Origin of the sequence: Novosphingobium sp. (genome assembly GCF_019748365.1) — a bacterium.
Taxonomy (GTDB): Bacteria; Pseudomonadota; Alphaproteobacteria; order Sphingomonadales; family Sphingomonadaceae; genus Novosphingobium.
This window is the reverse complement of sequence record NZ_JAIEPN010000068.1, coordinates 69,422-84,477: the sequence shown is the minus strand read 5'-3', so window position 1 is coordinate 84,477 and position 15,056 is coordinate 69,422. Positions and strand designations below refer to the sequence as shown.

11 protein-coding genes and 1 pseudogene are annotated in these 15,056 nt (G+C 66.2%); 3 read left to right on the top strand and 9 right to left on the bottom strand.

The genetic code is table 11. The features are described 5' to 3' along the window. The 3 genes and pseudogenes from K5Q19_RS09335 to zapE form a co-directional block, all read left to right on the top strand. Positions 1–117 (top strand): annotated as a pseudogene (locus tag K5Q19_RS09335) (succinate dehydrogenase iron-sulfur subunit); the annotation flags it as partial. A 22-nt stretch (positions 118–139) separates the two neighbouring features. Then, the gene (locus tag K5Q19_RS09330; RefSeq protein ID WP_292943905.1) at positions 140–610 is read left to right on the top strand and encodes a PaaI family thioesterase; all 471 of its coding nucleotides are present in this window, start codon (positions 140–142) and stop codon (positions 608–610) included. After that, complete coding sequence (zapE, locus tag K5Q19_RS09325) at positions 607–1,725, top strand: cell division protein ZapE (protein WP_292943902.1); 1,119 nt, start codon at positions 607–609, stop codon at positions 1,723–1,725. Before K5Q19_RS09330 ends, zapE begins: the two co-directional genes overlap by 4 nt. Before the next feature lie 342 nt (positions 1,726–2,067). Here zapE and K5Q19_RS09320 read toward each other — a convergent pair whose 3' ends face one another. The 9 genes from K5Q19_RS09320 to K5Q19_RS09280 all read right to left on the bottom strand — a co-directional run bounded on the left by K5Q19_RS09320 (position 2,068) and on the right by K5Q19_RS09280 (position 15,054). Next, entirely contained in the window at positions 2,068–4,245 is a 2,178-nt protein-coding gene (locus K5Q19_RS09320) for an EAL domain-containing protein (protein WP_292943900.1), read from the bottom strand. A gap of 187 nt (positions 4,246–4,432) precedes the next feature. Next, positions 4,433–6,322: an XrtA/PEP-CTERM system amidotransferase gene (locus K5Q19_RS09315; protein WP_292943897.1), complete on the bottom strand. Its 1,890-nt coding sequence runs from the start codon at positions 6,320–6,322 to the stop codon at positions 4,433–4,435. Between the two features lie 13 nt (positions 6,323–6,335). Next, entirely contained in the window at positions 6,336–7,898 is a 1,563-nt protein-coding gene (gene xrtA / locus K5Q19_RS09310) for an exosortase A (protein ID WP_292943895.1), read from the bottom strand. Then, positions 7,888–9,114 carry a TIGR03087 family PEP-CTERM/XrtA system glycosyltransferase gene (locus K5Q19_RS09305; protein WP_292943892.1) on the bottom strand — a complete coding sequence of 409 codons (1,227 nt, stop codon included), beginning with the start codon at positions 9,112–9,114 and terminating at the stop codon, positions 7,888–7,890. The genes xrtA and K5Q19_RS09305 overlap by 11 nt, the downstream gene beginning before the upstream one ends. Further along, on the bottom strand, positions 9,111–10,172 hold the full coding sequence (locus K5Q19_RS09300; protein ID WP_292943889.1) for a FemAB family XrtA/PEP-CTERM system-associated protein: 1,062 nt from the start codon (positions 10,170–10,172) through the stop codon (positions 9,111–9,113). Before K5Q19_RS09300 ends, K5Q19_RS09305 begins: the two co-directional genes overlap by 4 nt. Continuing rightward, complete coding sequence (locus tag K5Q19_RS09295; RefSeq protein ID WP_292943887.1) at positions 10,169–11,074, bottom strand: XrtA system polysaccharide deacetylase; 906 nt, start codon at positions 11,072–11,074, stop codon at positions 10,169–10,171. The genes K5Q19_RS09300 and K5Q19_RS09295 overlap by 4 nt, the downstream gene beginning before the upstream one ends. 15 nt (positions 11,075–11,089) lie before the next feature. Further along, complete coding sequence (locus K5Q19_RS09290) at positions 11,090–12,280, bottom strand: XrtA/PEP-CTERM system-associated ATPase (RefSeq protein ID WP_292943884.1); 1,191 nt, start codon at positions 12,278–12,280, stop codon at positions 11,090–11,092. An 18-nt stretch (positions 12,281–12,298) separates the two neighbouring features. Beyond that, the gene (locus K5Q19_RS09285; RefSeq protein ID WP_292943881.1) at positions 12,299–14,068 is read right to left on the bottom strand and encodes a preprotein translocase subunit YajC; all 1,770 of its coding nucleotides are present in this window, start codon (positions 14,066–14,068) and stop codon (positions 12,299–12,301) included. Beyond that, the gene (locus K5Q19_RS09280) at positions 14,065–15,054 is read right to left on the bottom strand and encodes an AAA family ATPase (protein WP_292943879.1); all 990 of its coding nucleotides are present in this window, start codon (positions 15,052–15,054) and stop codon (positions 14,065–14,067) included. Before K5Q19_RS09280 ends, K5Q19_RS09285 begins: the two co-directional genes overlap by 4 nt. Positions 15,055–15,056 lie beyond the last annotated feature (2 nt).

Here is a 15,056-nt window from a genome sequence, read left to right as displayed (position 1 = left end):
TTCCGCCTCTATCGCTGCCACACGATCATGAACTGCGCCAACGTCTGCCCCAAGGGCCTCTCGCCGGCGCGCGCGATTGCGGAAATCAAGAAGATGCAGGTCGAGCGTTCGCTCTGACCTGCATTCCCCCGCGCCTGACATGACCGTCGACAACAGCGCCTTCACCTATGGTCCCTCTGCGGACCATCCGGGCTGGTATACCTGGGATCTGAAGGATCAGGACCGGTTCAATAGCCATGTCATGGGCCCGCTGCTGGTGCGCCGGGAAGACCTGCCCGGGGGCGGCCCCGCCGTGCGCCTGCGCATGTTTCCGGAGCGGCGGCACAGCAATCTGCTCGATGCGGTCCACGGCGGCATTACGCTTTCGCTGATCGACGTTTCGCTGTTCGCCTGCATGCGTCATGCGATCGATGGCGATGCTGCGGGTTCGGTCACGCTCGATCTTTCCACCCAGTTCATCGGCGCGGGCATTGTCGGCAAGCCGCTCGATGCCGTGGTGGAAGTCCTGCGCGAAACGCGCCGCCTTCTGTTCCTGCGCGGCACGGTGGTGCAGGAAGACCACCTCGTCGCAGCCTTCAACGGAACCGTGCGCAAGCCCTCCGCGCGATGAGCGGTCTTGCGCAGCGCTACGCGGCGCTCGTGGCTGCGGGCGAGCTCAAGCCCGATCCGGAGCAGGCCGCCGCCGCTGCCCGTCTGGACGCCCTCCAGCAGACGCTGGAACGCCCTGCCCCCAAACCCGGCCTCGTCGGTCGCCTGCTCGGGGCAAAGCCCCCTGCGCCTCCGCGAGGGCTTTACATGTGGGGCGGCGTCGGGCGCGGCAAGTCGATGCTGATGGACTTGTTCCACGACACGCTCGAAGCAGGCCCCAAGCGCCGCGCGCACTTTCACGAATTCATGCTCGACGTGCACGCCCGCCTGCGCGTCGAACGCCAGAAGGAACGCGGCGATCCGATCCCGCCGGTCGCCGCCGCCATCGCTGCCGAAGCCCGCGTGCTCGCCTTCGACGAGATGGTGGTTAACAACAGCGCGGACGCGATGATCATGGGCCGCCTGTTCACCGCACTCATCGCTGATCTCGGCGTCACCGTGGTCACCACCTCGAACCGCGCGCCGAGCGAGCTTTACAAGGACGGGCTCAACCGCGAGCACTTCCTGCCCTTCATCGCGCTGATCGAGAGCCGGCTCGATGTCGTCGCCCTCAACGGGCCGACGGATTACCGCATGGTGCGTATGCAGGGTGTCGGCACCTGGCATGTCCCCAATGGCCCCGCATCAACCGCTGCCGTGCGGGAAGCGTTCTTCCGCATGACCGACTACCCGCCCGAAGACAGTCTGCACGTTCCCACCGGCTCGCTCGATCTCGGCGGCGGACGGACGCTGCATGTGCCAAAGAGCCTCAAGGGCGTCGCCGTTTTCAGCTTCAAGCGGCTTTGCGGAGAGGCGCGCGGCGCGGCGGATTACCTCGCCATCGCGCGCAACTATCACACGGTGATCCTTGTCGGCATCCCGCAGTTGGGGCCAGACCAACGCAATGAAGCCGCGCGTTTCGTGACGCTGATCGACGCGCTCTACGAGCACAAGGTTAACCTGATCGCGACGGCCGATGCAGAGCCTGCGGCGCTCTACCCAGCGGGCGATGGCCGGTTCGAGTTCGAGCGGACGGTCAGCCGACTGATCGAGATGCAAAGCCGCGACTACTTGGCGCTTGGACACGGCAACGACTGAGCCCACGGGCCCATTCAATCTCGCTAGTCAAACTCAACGAAGTTCTTGCGGGCTGTGCATGTGGTCCATGCTCTGGCGCGCGACCAAAATGACGCGCCGGCACAAGGCCTACGAAGAAGGGGCCAAAGGCTTCCAGGACCGCCAAGAAGCACTTGGATTAACCACACCTCTTAGACGCGATCGAAAGGAACAAATCAAGCACGAATCAAAAGGCGGACCCCTGAAACTCCAGGAAATCCGCCTATGATTTGATCAATTGACCAGAAAACGCCACAGCCACATATGTGCCTCCCTCGGGGTGATGAGGGTATATTTAGCACTAAGGATCGTGGTTAACAAGTCCTAAGCAGAGCGTATCATGTTCAAATTGGCGTCATATTCCTGTTCGAGCAGGTCGAAGGCCTGCGGACGCCCCAGGTGATATCCCTGGGCAAGATCGCAGCCCATTTCGCGTAGCATCGCCAGCGTTTCCGGGTTCTCGATGCCTTCGGCTACGACCAATTGCCCGAGCGCATGAGCCAGAGCGATCGTGTTCGCGACGATCGTGGCGTCACGCGGACTGCTGGTGATCCGCGACACGAAACGGCGGTCGATCTTGAGTTCATCACTGGGCAAATCGGCCAGATAGGCAAGGCTTGCTTCGCCGGTTCCGAAATCGTCGATCGACAGGCGGAACCCCAGCTCGCGCAATTTCGTCAGGTTCTGGCAAGCCGCGGGCCGGTTGCGCAGGCTTGAGGTCTCGGTCACCTCGACCGTCAGCAGCGCCGGATCGATCCCGCGCCGGTTAACGATATTCGCGAAGTTGGAAACAAGGTCCGGCTTGTCGACCATCTGCGCCGACAGGTTGACGCTCATCTGGAAACGCGGTCCGCGAGCATTGAGCGCCAACGCGGCGGTTATCGCCAGATCGAGTACCCAGTAGGTCAGGGCATCGATCCGGCCGGCACGTTCTGCCTGCAGAATGAACGCATCGGGCGTGATTGGGCCGCGTGTCGGATGGTTCCACCGGATCAACGCTTCGGCGCCGCAGATGCGGTTCTCGGCAATGTTCCACTGCGGCTGGTAGGCGAGCCAGATGTCGCCATTGCGCAGCCCCTCCTCGATGCGAGCGTGAAGCGAGAGCTCCCATGGCGCCTCGGCCAGACGGTTGGCCTCGAACAGCTCGATGGCGCGTCCATTGCTGAGCGCCTCGTTGGCGCTGGCAAGCGCCGAGTTGACGCGCGTTAGCGTGTCGAAACCCTCGTTGCGATCAAGGCCGAAGTGGATGTTGGTATCGAAGGTATGGCTGCCGATCGTCAACGGCGCGGCAAACAGCGCACGCAGTCCTTCCAGGTGATCCAGTTGCATCTCGAGCGGACGCGCCTCCTCGCTCCAGCCGAATTGTCCACCTTCTCCGTGATAGATAGTCGCTGTGCCCGATCCGGCCGAAATCCGCCTCGCAATCTGGCGCGCACATTCGCCGTGGAGATCCCGCGGCAATGTCGCCAGCATTTCCTCGTAACGGGCAATCACGCCAACAACGAGGTCGGAGCCCACCGGCAGGGGATCAGCGGCCAGTGCGAGAAGGTTGGGCAAGCCCGATGCGCTCGTCAGCTGGATGCGCCGGGTCCGCTTTTGCCACAGACGCAGACTGCCGTAGACCGCGAGGAAGATCAGCGCGCAATCAGGTGCAAAAACAATCCCCTGCAGGCGCAGAGGCATTGGCAGCACAAAAGTTGCGAGGACCGCGAGTGCATAGAATGCCGCCTTGCGCCGCCGATGCGTCCGTGCGCCTGCCGCGACAAGAACCACTACCAACGCAAGGATCGGCAGCGAACCGAACGTCTGGCCCAGCGACAGCGAGAACGGCCGGGCCAGTCCTTCGGCCCCGGCGACATCAAGCGCGACTGCCGGGACAGTGGCGTGACCGAAATACCGCGCCGCCGCCACGCGGTCCGGTGCGGTCACGATTACTGTGCGGCCGGCAAGGATGCTTGTCGGCATGTCATAGTCGATCAGGCGCTGCGAAGCGAAGCGCGGGATCGTTGCGGGATCGACTGCAAAGTCGGGAAAATAGGAGCGCTCGAAGGCCGAATGTACGCCCGCAAGTTCGGTGCTCAAGGTCGGATAGGACCGGCCGCCGACAAGAACCTGGTAAGGCGCTGCCACGGCAAAATCGAGGAAGTTGGTCTGCCACGTCGAAACAGCCACGCGGGCCGAGCCGATGATCCGGCGCGGAGGCATGGCGAAGGAAATGCTGTTGAACGTATCGACCTTTTCCCCGCGCGCCACGAACGTGATGTCATCACCGAAACTGCGGATCGCCTTGGTCAGCGCGGCATCGTCCCGGGCGTTCTCGCCGGTCGGGATCGCCGCGTCGAAGTACACGCGGCGAGGCATCTGTCGGCGCAACCGGTTGAGGAGCTCCGCAAGCTCGGCTGCCGTCCAGCGGGGACGGTCGTTGAGCGTGATCAGGACTATCCCGGCAGGAGCGTTGCGCTGGAAAATCTTGTAGCCGACGTTCCAGTATACGTGCGCCAAGGGCTCACCAGCCGAGAGCACTACGGTCAGTAGCGCCACTAGCACAGAGAAACCAAGAGTGGATCGCACAAATCGTCGCATGTACTGCCCAACCGGATACGGACGCCCCGCTCTAACCGAAATTGGTTTACGTTGTCTTACCAGCTGGCGCTGGCCCCGTCAGAATGGACCATGCAAATATATGTTTTTAAAGAACTATTCCGAGACTCTTGTCCAGCATCAGCAATTGCCAGATCAATCGGCTGTGATCGCTCGTTCCCGCGATATGAGCCTCGGCCAATGCGGCAAGGCGGGCGGTATCGAACCAGCCGGTGCGGGCAAGTGTACCGCCGGAAACCACCTGCCGCGCCTCTCCGGCAAGCGGTCCGCGCAGCCAGGCGGCAATCGGGGTTACGAAGCCCATCTTGGGGCGGAACAGGATATCATCCGGCAAATAGCGCCGCATGGCCTCCTTCATCAACCACTTGCCAGTCTTCCCGCGCACGCGAACACGCTCGGGCAAGCGGGCGCCGAACTCAATCAGGCGGTGATCAAGCAGCGGCTCGCGCGCCTCGAGGCTGACGGCCATGCTGGTGCGATCGACCTTGGTCAGGATATCGCCGGGGAGGTAGAACTTGAGATCGGCATACTGCGCCCGGTCAAGTCCGCTGCGGGCCGGAGCTGCGCGCATAAGCTCGACGAAGGGCTGTTCGGCGCGGTAATCCCCGCGCAAGCGGCGGAATTCGTCCGAATAGAGGCTTGCCCGCAGTTCCGGTCCGGTCACCGCGAGAGCCCGCGCATAGCCCTCCTCGCCGCTCCCTGCGAGGCTGAGCAAGGTGGTCTTGGCACGCAAGGGGCGCGGCGCCCAGTCCAGCTTGGGATAGAGCGCACCCAGCCCGCCCAGCAGCGGGCGGCGCAGTGCGCCGGGCAGGAAAGCGCGCACCTGCTCCTCGCGGTGCTGGAACGTCTGGCGGCGGTATCCGGCAAAGGCCTCGTCCGCACCATCGCCCGATAGCGCCACAGTCACGTGCTCGCGCGCCAGCTGCGAGACGCGGTATGTCGGCAAGGCGGAGGCATCGGCAAAAGGTTCGTCGAACATCGCGGCCAGGTTGTCGACAAGCGCGAAATCATCAGCGCCCACGATCCGCTGGTAGTGCTCGGTGCCATATTGCGCGGCGATGCGGCCCGCATATTCGGTCTCGTCGAGCGCTTTCACATCGAAGCCGATCGTGCAGGTCTTGACCGGCTCACGGCTTGCCTCGGCCATCAGGGCGACGACGCTCGAGCTGTCAACGCCGCCCGAAAGGAACGCACCCAGCGGCACATCGGCGACCATGCGCGAGGTGACCGCCTCGCGCAGATGGTGCAGCATATGCGCGCCAAGATCGGCCTCGCTGCCGCGTTCGCGCTGCTCGAACGAGACGTCCCACCACTGCACCGGCGGCGGCGGCGGCGCATCGTGGCGCAGCAGCCGGTAGTGCCCCGCCGGCAGCTTCTCGACGCCTTTCAGGATCGCGCGTGTATCGGGCACGAAGCCCCAGGCGAGATAGTCCTCGACGGCCAGCGGATCGATTTCCCGCCTGAGCGAGGGATGCGCGAGGAGTTGCTTGAGTTCCGACCCGAAGATCACGCTGCCATCGGCCAGTGTCGCCATGTGGAGCGGCTTCACCCCGAGCCGGTCGCGCGCCAGCAGCAAGGTGCGCTGCCTCAGGTCATAGAGCGCGAAGGCGAACATGCCGTGGAGGCGCGGCAGGCAGTTCACCCCCCACTTCTGCCAAGCGGCAAGGATCACTTCGCTATCGCCATCGGTGCGGAAAGTCGCGCCTTCGGCCTGCAGTTCACGCCGCAGTTCGCGGAAGTTGTAGATCTCGCCGTTGAACACGAGCATCGCCGACCCATCGGACGAGGCCATCGGCTGCGGCGATCCGGCAAGGTCGATGATCGCAAGCCGCAAGTGCCCAAGCCCCACGCCCGGCGCAGTCCACACGCCCTGCCCATCCGGCCCGCGATGCGCCGCAACCGCGCACATCCGCGCGACCCGGTCCGGATCGACGGGCTTCAGGCCCTCGGTATGAAAGATTCCGGCGATGCCGCACATGATGGAGGTGCGCTTACCGGACGCGGGCCATGCGGTCCATCCACGGTGCGATGGGTCCGGTGGCAGCAAGGAAGCTGCGGATCGATTCCTCGGGTGGTGGCGTACCCTCTCCAGCTTCGGCCGACAGAATCAGCGCCATCGTCGGGCGTGCGCGCAGCAGAAGGCGGTCTTCCATATTGGCAAGCTTGAGCCGGGTGTTGCTCCCCGTCAGCACATCGCCGGTGCGCAGCCAGGTGACGGCGAGGCGGTGGACGGGGCCGGGCGCCTGGATCACATCGCTCCTGGCATCGGCAAAGGCCGCGCCAGGCTTTTCCCAGGCCCAGCGACTGCCCAGCGGCTGCGCGCCCTGGCCGAAGCCGCCCGCCTCTTTGCCATCACCCTGCGCGGCATAAAGCGCGAAGGACATATCAACCACGTGTCCCTTGCCATCGGTAAAGCGCGCCACCAGCCGGTGGTCGGCGCCGGTGTGAAGGGGACGCCATTCGGCGCGCGGACTGCCGTCATCGAACCGCCAGCCGGGCACCGCCGGCAGCGTGATCAGGTCGGGCATCGGCGCCGCGATCCGGTTTGCCGCCGCGCTCCAGGCAAGGCCCGCCAAGGCGAGCGCGGCAAGTCCGCCCAGCGCAGCCGGGGCAGGCAGCGCCATGCGCTCCAGCCGTGCCAGCAGCGGTGAGGCAGCAATGGCCGGCCCATCGACGAGCGGCGCATCGATCTTCCGGTCGAAGAAGCGCCAGCCCACGGCCATGACCAGACCCATCACCAGCGCGAAAAACACCCAGCCGTAGAAGATATGGTCAAAGCTCGCCGCGAATTCGATCCCGCGCCAGCTGGCGATGTAGATCGTCCCCCACGCGCGCACGCCGTTCGCCAGCACCGGCACCACAACGGAAAGCGCCATGAAGGCTGCGCGGCGCCACCAGCTGGCAAAGCATACGTTCGAAACGAGCGCGCCATAGGCGATCATCGCGATCAGGAACTTCACCCCGGAACAGGCTTCCGCCACTTCAAAATAGCCGAAGCGCGTGGTGATGAAGACGCCGTCAATCGTTGCCGGGATCCGGCTCAGCGCCAGAAACGCCATGGTCAGCTTGGCAGTGATCGTCTGGAGAAAGGGGATCAGTTCGTCGCCGAAGGGCACCAGCGTGAGCATGTAGCCGAGCGGAAACAGCTGTGCCGCAGCGACGCGCGGCCCCAGCAGCGCCAGCGCAGTGGCTTGCAGCATGACGACGACGGCCAGTTGCCGCGCCAGATTGAGCCCCGCAAACTCGCCCAGAACCCACAGGAATACGGCGCCTCCCATGATGACGAGCCCAGGCCACCACGCGTGCGGTGTGATCTGGGCCGTCTCGGCGGCGCGTTGCATCGCCAGCCAGACAAGGATCGGGGGAATGAGCAGGATGTGATTGTAGGTAGAACTGTCCCACCACTGCCACGCCATGTCGCGCCAATCGCCCACGAACAGAACGATCAGCGCCAGCCACACAGCGGCCAGCCGGATCAGCGGTGCGCGCCAATGATCCGGGACACGCGCAAACAGGCTGGGAGGCCGCACCGGGAGCGCGCTTTCAGGCAGCATCGGCCTCGGACTCGCGCAGACCAGAGATCAGGGCCCGCAAGGGTGCCAGAACACGGTCCCAGCCGCATTCCGCGATCACGAAGCGCCGCGCTGCAAGGCCCATCGCGTGCGCGGCAGCTTGGTCTGCCAGCAGAGCCAGCGCGCGATCGGCAAGCGCGAGCGGCGCTTCGGCCAGGGCGAAGTGCTCTCCGTCAGCTGCGCTGATGCCCGTTGCCGCCGCTGGTGTGAGCAGCACCGGGCGCGCCATGGCCATGGCTTCGAGCACCTTGTTCTGCACCCCGCGCGCGATCAGCAATGGCGCGGTCACCAGATCCGCCCCTGCCAGCCAGGGCCGCACATCCGGAACAGCGCCGGTCACCAGCGTGCCGCCCACCCCCTCCAGCGCTCGCACAGCAGCGGTCGGCGCGCGGCCGACGATGGCAAAGCGCGCTTCAGGGTGCACTGCCCGGATGCGCGGCATGACCTCGTGCGCGAAGAGTTCCACCGCGGTGATATTGGGCGGATAGTCCATCTGCCCGGTGAACACGATGTTCGGGCCCCCGCCTGCCAGCTCAGGAGCCGGCACAACCGCGGCCGGGTCAAACAGTTCGGTATCGATGCCGTTGCCCAGCGCGCGCACATCGGGCCGCGCGCTGCCCGAAAGCCGGCTTTCGAACAGCGCACGCTCCTCGCGGCTGACGAAAAGGCTGGTCGTCGCGCGGCGCGCCGTCATTTCCTCGAAGCGGCGCAGCAGCCGCGCCTCGCGCGCGTAGAGCAGGCGGCGCGGCAGCGCGCCGGTCTGGGCATAGGCTTCGAATTTTGCCGAATCGACATCGACGAAATCCATCACCACCCGGCCGCGAAACGCGCCCGGCACATATTGCGCCATCTGCCCGGAAAACACGAAAATCGCCGAAATCGGCCGGGTTTCCAGCACATGATGCACCCAGCGCTGCAGTTTTGCGGAGGCAAAGGCGGCCAGACTGACCGGCAGCCCCTGCCCCAGCGCGGCAAGCGCGGCCAGCGGCAGCGGCGCGCTGCGGCGGACAATGCAATGGCTGGTCGCAATCGCCGCCACCGCGCTTTCCTGCGCAAGGTCTGCCGCATCATCGGCAAGTGCGCCGACATGGACCGGCGCCATCTCCGCAATCCGGCGCAGCAGGTGGTTGGAGCGGATCTTGTCCCCCCGATCGGGCGGAAAGGGCACGCGGTGTGCAAGGAACAGGACCTCGCTCATGCGAGGCCAGCCGCAATCATCGGGCCGATCCGGTTGGCAATGCCAAGCGGCAACTTCTGCCACAGCGCAATCTTGGCCTTGTAGCGCGGGCTCAGCGGATTGACGTCGCGCGGCGGCGCGCCATCGGCACTCCAGACCGCATAGCTGAGCGGCTGCGGCTCGAAGCCCCAGTTGCGCTTGAAGTGATAGGCGCCGGTATCGGTCTTGGAGCGCCCGAAATCAAAGCGGTCGCAGCCCCGCCCGCGAGCATGGCACATCAGCGCGTAATACATCACGTCGTTCGCCCGCAGCGCGCGCGCCGCATGCACCCCGCCGCCCCAGTAAGGCATGACCGCGCCGCGATGGTAGAGGCTGAGCACCGAGGCGACCGCGCGGCCCTCGTGCAGCACGGTCAGGATGTCGGCATCCTCGCCAAAGGCATCCAGCACTGCCTCGAACAGGGTGCGCGGAAACACCGGCGTGCCCAGATTGCGGACTGATTCGGCATAGACACTGTAGTGCCAGTCGCGGTGCTGCGCCTCGCGGCCGACGCGGACTTCCATCGCGTGTCCCAGCCCCTTGCGCACTTCGGCGCGCTGCTTGCGCGGTATCCAGGTGAGCTGCGCTTCGTCATCGGCGGCCAGCGGCGCGACGAAGCCGGCATGGCTATCGCGCTTGATGTGCCAGGCCGGGTCTTCCGGCATCGGCCCGCCGCGCACCTCGACAGTCGGGCACGTCAGCCGCCGCGCGAGTTCGGTTGCTGCGGCAAACAGCTCCGGCGCCGCGTCCGCATCGCCCAGCACGCCGCCACCCACGGCGAACCCGCTCGAAACAAGCGCGCGGCCAAACAGCGGCGAATGCACCGCATGGAGCGGCAACAGGGCCGCCATCGCCCCATCGCGTTCGGCCAGCAGCACATGCGCGGGATGCCGTGCCGCGCGCGTCACCGCTTCCAGCCATTCCAGCCGATGGAACGGCGTCGCCCCGTCCAATTCCGCCACGAAGCGGGCAATGGCGCCGCGATCGCCCGCGTCGGCAAGCCGCACACTGGTCAGCGGTGGACGAAAGGGCGCGTTCATGCCGCAACCTGTTCGGCATCGAGCCGCGCGGCTTCGGCGGCAACAACCGCGTCCATGCGCCCCCACTGGAACGCGCCGAGCAGCCGCCGCAGCTTGGGCGCCATTGCGGAGAGGTTGGTATAGTGCCGGAAGCGCGAGCGCAGTGGTGCATCGGTGCGGCGCGGCTGGCCGGGATCGACTTCCCAAGGATGGAAATAGAACGCGGCGGGGCGTCCATCATGCCGGTTCACGCGGTCCACGGCCCAGTGCGAGACGGCATAGGGCAGCAGCCGGAAGAACCCGCCCCCGCCTGCCGCCATCCGACGCCCTGCCAGTTCCACCGTCGTCACCGGCACTTCGACCAGCGGCGAGCCTGCCACGGGGCGGAAGGCGAAGCGCGGCGCCTCGCGCCAGCCGTAGTGATCATGGACAATCGGCGCGACGCTGGAGGAATAGGCATAGCCGTGCCGTGCCAGCACCTCGTGCGCCCAGGGCGTGCGCGCATCGATCGAGAAGCTTGGCGCCCGGTAGCCGGTCACCGCGCTGCCGCTAGTATCTTCCAGCACGGCGCGGGCACGCGCGATATCTTCGGCAAAGGCGGCTTCGCCCATCGCGAACACGCGTTTGTGGTCCCAGCCGTGGCTCGCGATCTCATGCCCCTCGGCAGCGATCCGCCGCATCATCGCGGGGTGTTTCTCCGCCACCCAGCCCAGCGTAAAGAACGTCGCCTTGACCCGGGCCTCGTCAAACAGCGCCAGCACACGGTCGCAGTTCGTCTCCACGCGCCGGTCCAGCCCGTCCCAGTCCCCACGCGCGATCACATGTTCGAACGCGCCGACCTGGAACCAGTCCTCGACGTCGACCGACATGCCATTGAGCACGGCGCCAGAAGGCTGGGGATGGCCAAGATCGGGGCGGGACATGGCGCCATGGCTCCTTCAGGCCGCGCGCCGCGGCGTTTCGCTTTCGAGCCACTCGATGAGCATCGTCAGCACGTGGCGGATCGCCTGCTCCTGCTCCGCACCACGCGCTTCGAGCGCGACAATGCGCTGCTGCAGCGCGCCGAGCATGGCATCGAGGGTTTCGAGCCGCGCATCCGCCGCGGGAACCGCCGCCGGCGGTGCCGGCATGTCGGCCAGCTCAAGCACGGCCTTCTGCAGCTCGACGATCTGCTCGGCATGCGCCGCAAGGGCCTTCTGCAGGCCCGCAAGACTGGCAATGGCGGCCGCAGGAATCTCTGCGGTGGCTGCCGCAGGCGCTTCCGGCGCGATGAGCGGCGCGGGCGCAGGTGCGGGTGCCGCCGGATCGGCCAGCGTGCCATCGCGCTCCAGATCGGCGATCACTTCGGCCAGCATGGCGCTGTCGATGTGCGACTTCTGCTCGACCGCGCCCATCAGCAGCAGGCGGCCGACCACCTGGTTGATGCGGCGCGGCAGGCAGCCGGTCGCGCGGGCCAGATCGGCGAACACACGCTCGTCAAACGCCGGGTTGCCGCTCCAGCCCACGCAAGCGAGGCGGTGCAGGACATAAGGGCCGACTTCGCGCGGCTCCATCGCCTCGAGGTGGTGCGTTGCAATAACGCGCTGGCGCAGCTGCTCCAGCCGCGGCGAGGTCTGCAGCAGATCGCGGAATTCGGGCTGGCCCAGCAGCAGGATCTGCAGCAGCGGGTGCGCGCCGAGCTGGAAGTTGGAGAGCATGCGCAGCTCCTCCAGCGCCTCGATCGAAAGGTTCTGCGTCTCGTCCACCACCAGCAGGCAGCGGCGCCCGGCCCGCGCTTCCTCGTGCAGGAACGCCTCGATCAGCGCGAGCGCGCTCGCCTTGTCGTGCCCGGCAACCGCAATCCCGAACGCGCGCGCGGCCATGTGAACCATCTCGCCGCCATCGAGGCGGCTTGTCACGATCTGCGCCGCCGTCAGCCGCTGGCGGTCGATCGTGGCAAGCAGGTGCGCTGCCAGCGTCGACTTGCCCGCGCCCACGGCACCGGTGATGACGATGAAGCCTTCACCCTGCGCCAGACCATAACCGAGGTAGGACAACGCCTTGCGATGCGTTCCGCTCTCGAAATAGAACTCCGGATCGGGGGTGAGCTGGAAGGGCCGTCCGGTCAGCTGGTAATAGGTATCGTACATCGTGGGGGACGCCCTTTATCAGAAGTTGTAGCGCAGGCCGACCTGACCGGTCGCAATCACGTCGTCGGGGAAGGCCTTGCGATTGAGCGCATCGAGCCCGACCCCGGCATTGCCGACCAGCCGGCGGGTGAACTGGTGCGTGATGCCGGCGTTGACGCCGATGGAATTGACGTCAGCCAGGTCCGAAACGCCGGACTTGTACCAGCTGTCGTAGACCGCGACGGTAAAGGCAGTGAGCCGGTCGATCGGCCCGGAAATCTGGCCGGTCACGTAGAAGTTCTGGTCGGTGCGGCCATTGGCGGCCTCCAGCACCGTGCCGTTCGCGCCGATGAACTTGCGGCGCAGATAGCCCGCGCCCAGCCCCATGCGCAGCTTGCCGAGCTGGCGGCTGTAGGATGCCGAAACACCTCGGTTGCGGAACGCCGCCGAGGCGATCGAACCCAGCGCGCCGTTGACGCAGCCACCGCTCTGCGCGCCCGCCGCGCAGCCCGAGATATCGCCGCTGAAGGGATTGCGATCCGCCGTGAAGTCGGTTGGCAGGCCGCGCACCGCGTTGCCAACGGTCGATCCGAACCCGCTCACCGCATCGAACACATCGATCTGCAGCGCGCTGCGGGCGTTCGGCGTGTAGGAGAACGAACCGTAATAGGTCATGCTGTCATAGCGGCGGCCGACGAAGGCACTCAGCGACGTGCGGCGGCTGGGACGCCACATCACGCCGACATCCCAGGTCAGCCCGGTGACATCATAGGCGATCTGGCGCGGCCTGGACTTGTCCGTCACATAGCGGCCGTCGCTGCCGACCACCGGTACACCGTCCGGCCCGCGAACGGCATCGCGCGAGGAAACCTTGACGTCCTGCCAACCCACATCACCGATCAGCGCCAGCTCCGAATTGATCGGCAGCGTTGCCTGAACGCCCGCGCGCAGCTCGCGCACGCGCTGATCGAGGTTGGCGATGTCTTCCTGATTGTAGCCGGCGCTCGCGGTCAGGCCGATCGGCAGCACGGTGTGCGGCGCCACGCCGGCGGATACCTGCGCGGAGTGCGCCACCGAATGGTTGAAGATATCGCCCTGCGGCTGCGGCTGGCCGGGCGGCAACCCCGTCACCGGTAGGCGCGGCGTGTTCACCTTGGTATAGCCGATAAGGTAGGAACCCTTGACCGCGACGTCGCCCACATGGGTCGAAACCGCGGGGCCCGCGTAGAGCGAATAGACCTGCGCGACCCGGTCACCGGTTTCCACCGACCCGAGGCGCGAGGCCCCGCTCGCGTCAAAGCGGGTGCGCGTGGCGAGCCCGCCTGCCTCGATTGTCAGTTCGCGCGGGACAAGGTCGTGGCGAACGCGCGCGAGGCCCGAAATCGTGTCGTTGCTGACAATGTTGCCGCTTTCGGCAAAACGCCGTTCGTAGCGCACCGAGACCGCACCTTCGGTCCGCCGCCCGGCAAGCGACATATCGACGCCCACCGCCACGCTCGAATAGGTCAGCACATCGTGGACCGGCTCGAGCCGGGCGAGCACGCTCTGGCTGAGTTCGATATAGGGCTGGATCTTCATCCGGCCGGAACCGCCCGCGCTGCCCAAGCTGTGCCCGCCGCGCCCCCCGCGCCGCGATTCGCCGCTGCGGTCCGCATCGCCGCCGGTGGGTGCGCTGTCCCCGCCGGAGATCGCCTCGCTATCGCCGGGATCGCCGTAGGGCAGCGACTGCGCATGTGCTGCGCCGGAGAGCAGCATCATGGCCAATGCACTGGCCGCGAACACATGGGTCGGGTTAGGCGCCATGGTCATTCCTTGTACCCGTAGTAGGAGCCGAAACGGCGTCCGGTGGGTGAGAAACGGGTGCAGTTGAGCAGCAGCTTGATGTCATCGCAGCCCGAGAGGATGCCCACCGCATCGCGCAGGGCTGCCTCGCCGGTCTGATCGGCGCGCACCACCATCAGCGCCTGGCCAACATGGTGCGCAAGTTCCGACGCGGGCGATGCCGCGAGCACCGGCGGGCTGTCGAAGATGACGATGCGGTTGGGCGATTGGGAGGTCAGCCGGTCAAGAACCTGCGCGGTATAGGCTGAGGCGAGGTGTTCGGTATCGTGGCCGGTCGAATTGCCTGCGGGCAGTACGAAAAGCCCGGCAATGTCGGTGCCGATGATGCAGTCCTCCACCGCGATCGCGGGATCGGCCAGCGCGTCCATCAGACCGCGTCCGCCGGGCAGGCCCAGTGCGGAAAGCACGCTGGGCTTGGCGAAATCGGCATCGACGAGGAGAACTTCGGTGTCCTTCTCCGCCGCCATCGAGAGCGCGAGATTGACCGCGCAGAAGGTCTTGCCCTCACCCGGATGCGACGAACAGACAAGAATGCGCTCGCCATGCTTCGCCCCGCGGCCGGCGCGCGAATCCGCTGCCGTCATCAGGAGCTGGCGCTTCACGATGCGGAATTCCTCGAGCAGGCCGGTCACCGGCCCCTCGGGTTCGATCAGGCACTGTTCGCGCAGGTGCTTGCGGTCGACCGGATGGAACGTGCCACGAAAGGCCTGACGCGCAGGGATGCCATCGAAAGCGGGCGGCATTGCGGGACGCACCGACGCCGTCATGCGCTGCACAGGTTCTGCAGGTTCGACAGCTTCTGCGGTAATCGGCGGCTTCTCGCGCGGTTCGGGCAGCTTCGGCGCGACCGGGGCCTGGAAGGCGCGCAAGTCGAACGTTCCAGCCGCCCGCTCGATCAGCGAGCGCGCCTCGGAGGTGTCCTTGGGAAGCGGGATCTTGCTCTGTTCGGTCATGA

What these genes read in the sequence shown, in the direction of transcription:
- K5Q19_RS09330 (WP_292943905.1), top strand. Translation starts at nt 140, where the DNA reads ATGACCGTCGACAACAGCGCCTTCACCTATGGTCCCTCTGCGGACCAT.
- zapE (WP_292943902.1), top strand. Translation starts at nt 607, where the DNA reads ATGAGCGGTCTTGCGCAGCGCTACGCGGCGCTCGTGGCTGCGGGCGAG.
- K5Q19_RS09315 (WP_292943897.1), bottom strand. Translation starts at nt 6,322, where the DNA reads ATGTGCGGCATCGCCGGAATCTTTCATACCGAGGGCCTGAAGCCCGTC.
- xrtA (WP_292943895.1), bottom strand. Translation starts at nt 7,898, where the DNA reads ATGCTGCCTGAAAGCGCGCTCCCGGTGCGGCCTCCCAGCCTGTTTGCG.
- K5Q19_RS09305 (WP_292943892.1), bottom strand. Translation starts at nt 9,114, where the DNA reads ATGAGCGAGGTCCTGTTCCTTGCACACCGCGTGCCCTTTCCGCCCGAT.
- K5Q19_RS09300 (WP_292943889.1), bottom strand. Translation starts at nt 10,172, where the DNA reads ATGAACGCGCCCTTTCGTCCACCGCTGACCAGTGTGCGGCTTGCCGAC.
- K5Q19_RS09295 (WP_292943887.1), bottom strand. Translation starts at nt 11,074, where the DNA reads ATGTCCCGCCCCGATCTTGGCCATCCCCAGCCTTCTGGCGCCGTGCTC.
- K5Q19_RS09290 (WP_292943884.1), bottom strand. Translation starts at nt 12,280, where the DNA reads ATGTACGATACCTATTACCAGCTGACCGGACGGCCCTTCCAGCTCACC.
- K5Q19_RS09285 (WP_292943881.1), bottom strand. Translation starts at nt 14,068, where the DNA reads ATGACCATGGCGCCTAACCCGACCCATGTGTTCGCGGCCAGTGCATTG.
- K5Q19_RS09280 (WP_292943879.1), bottom strand. Translation starts at nt 15,054, where the DNA reads ATGACCGAACAGAGCAAGATCCCGCTTCCCAAGGACACCTCCGAGGCG.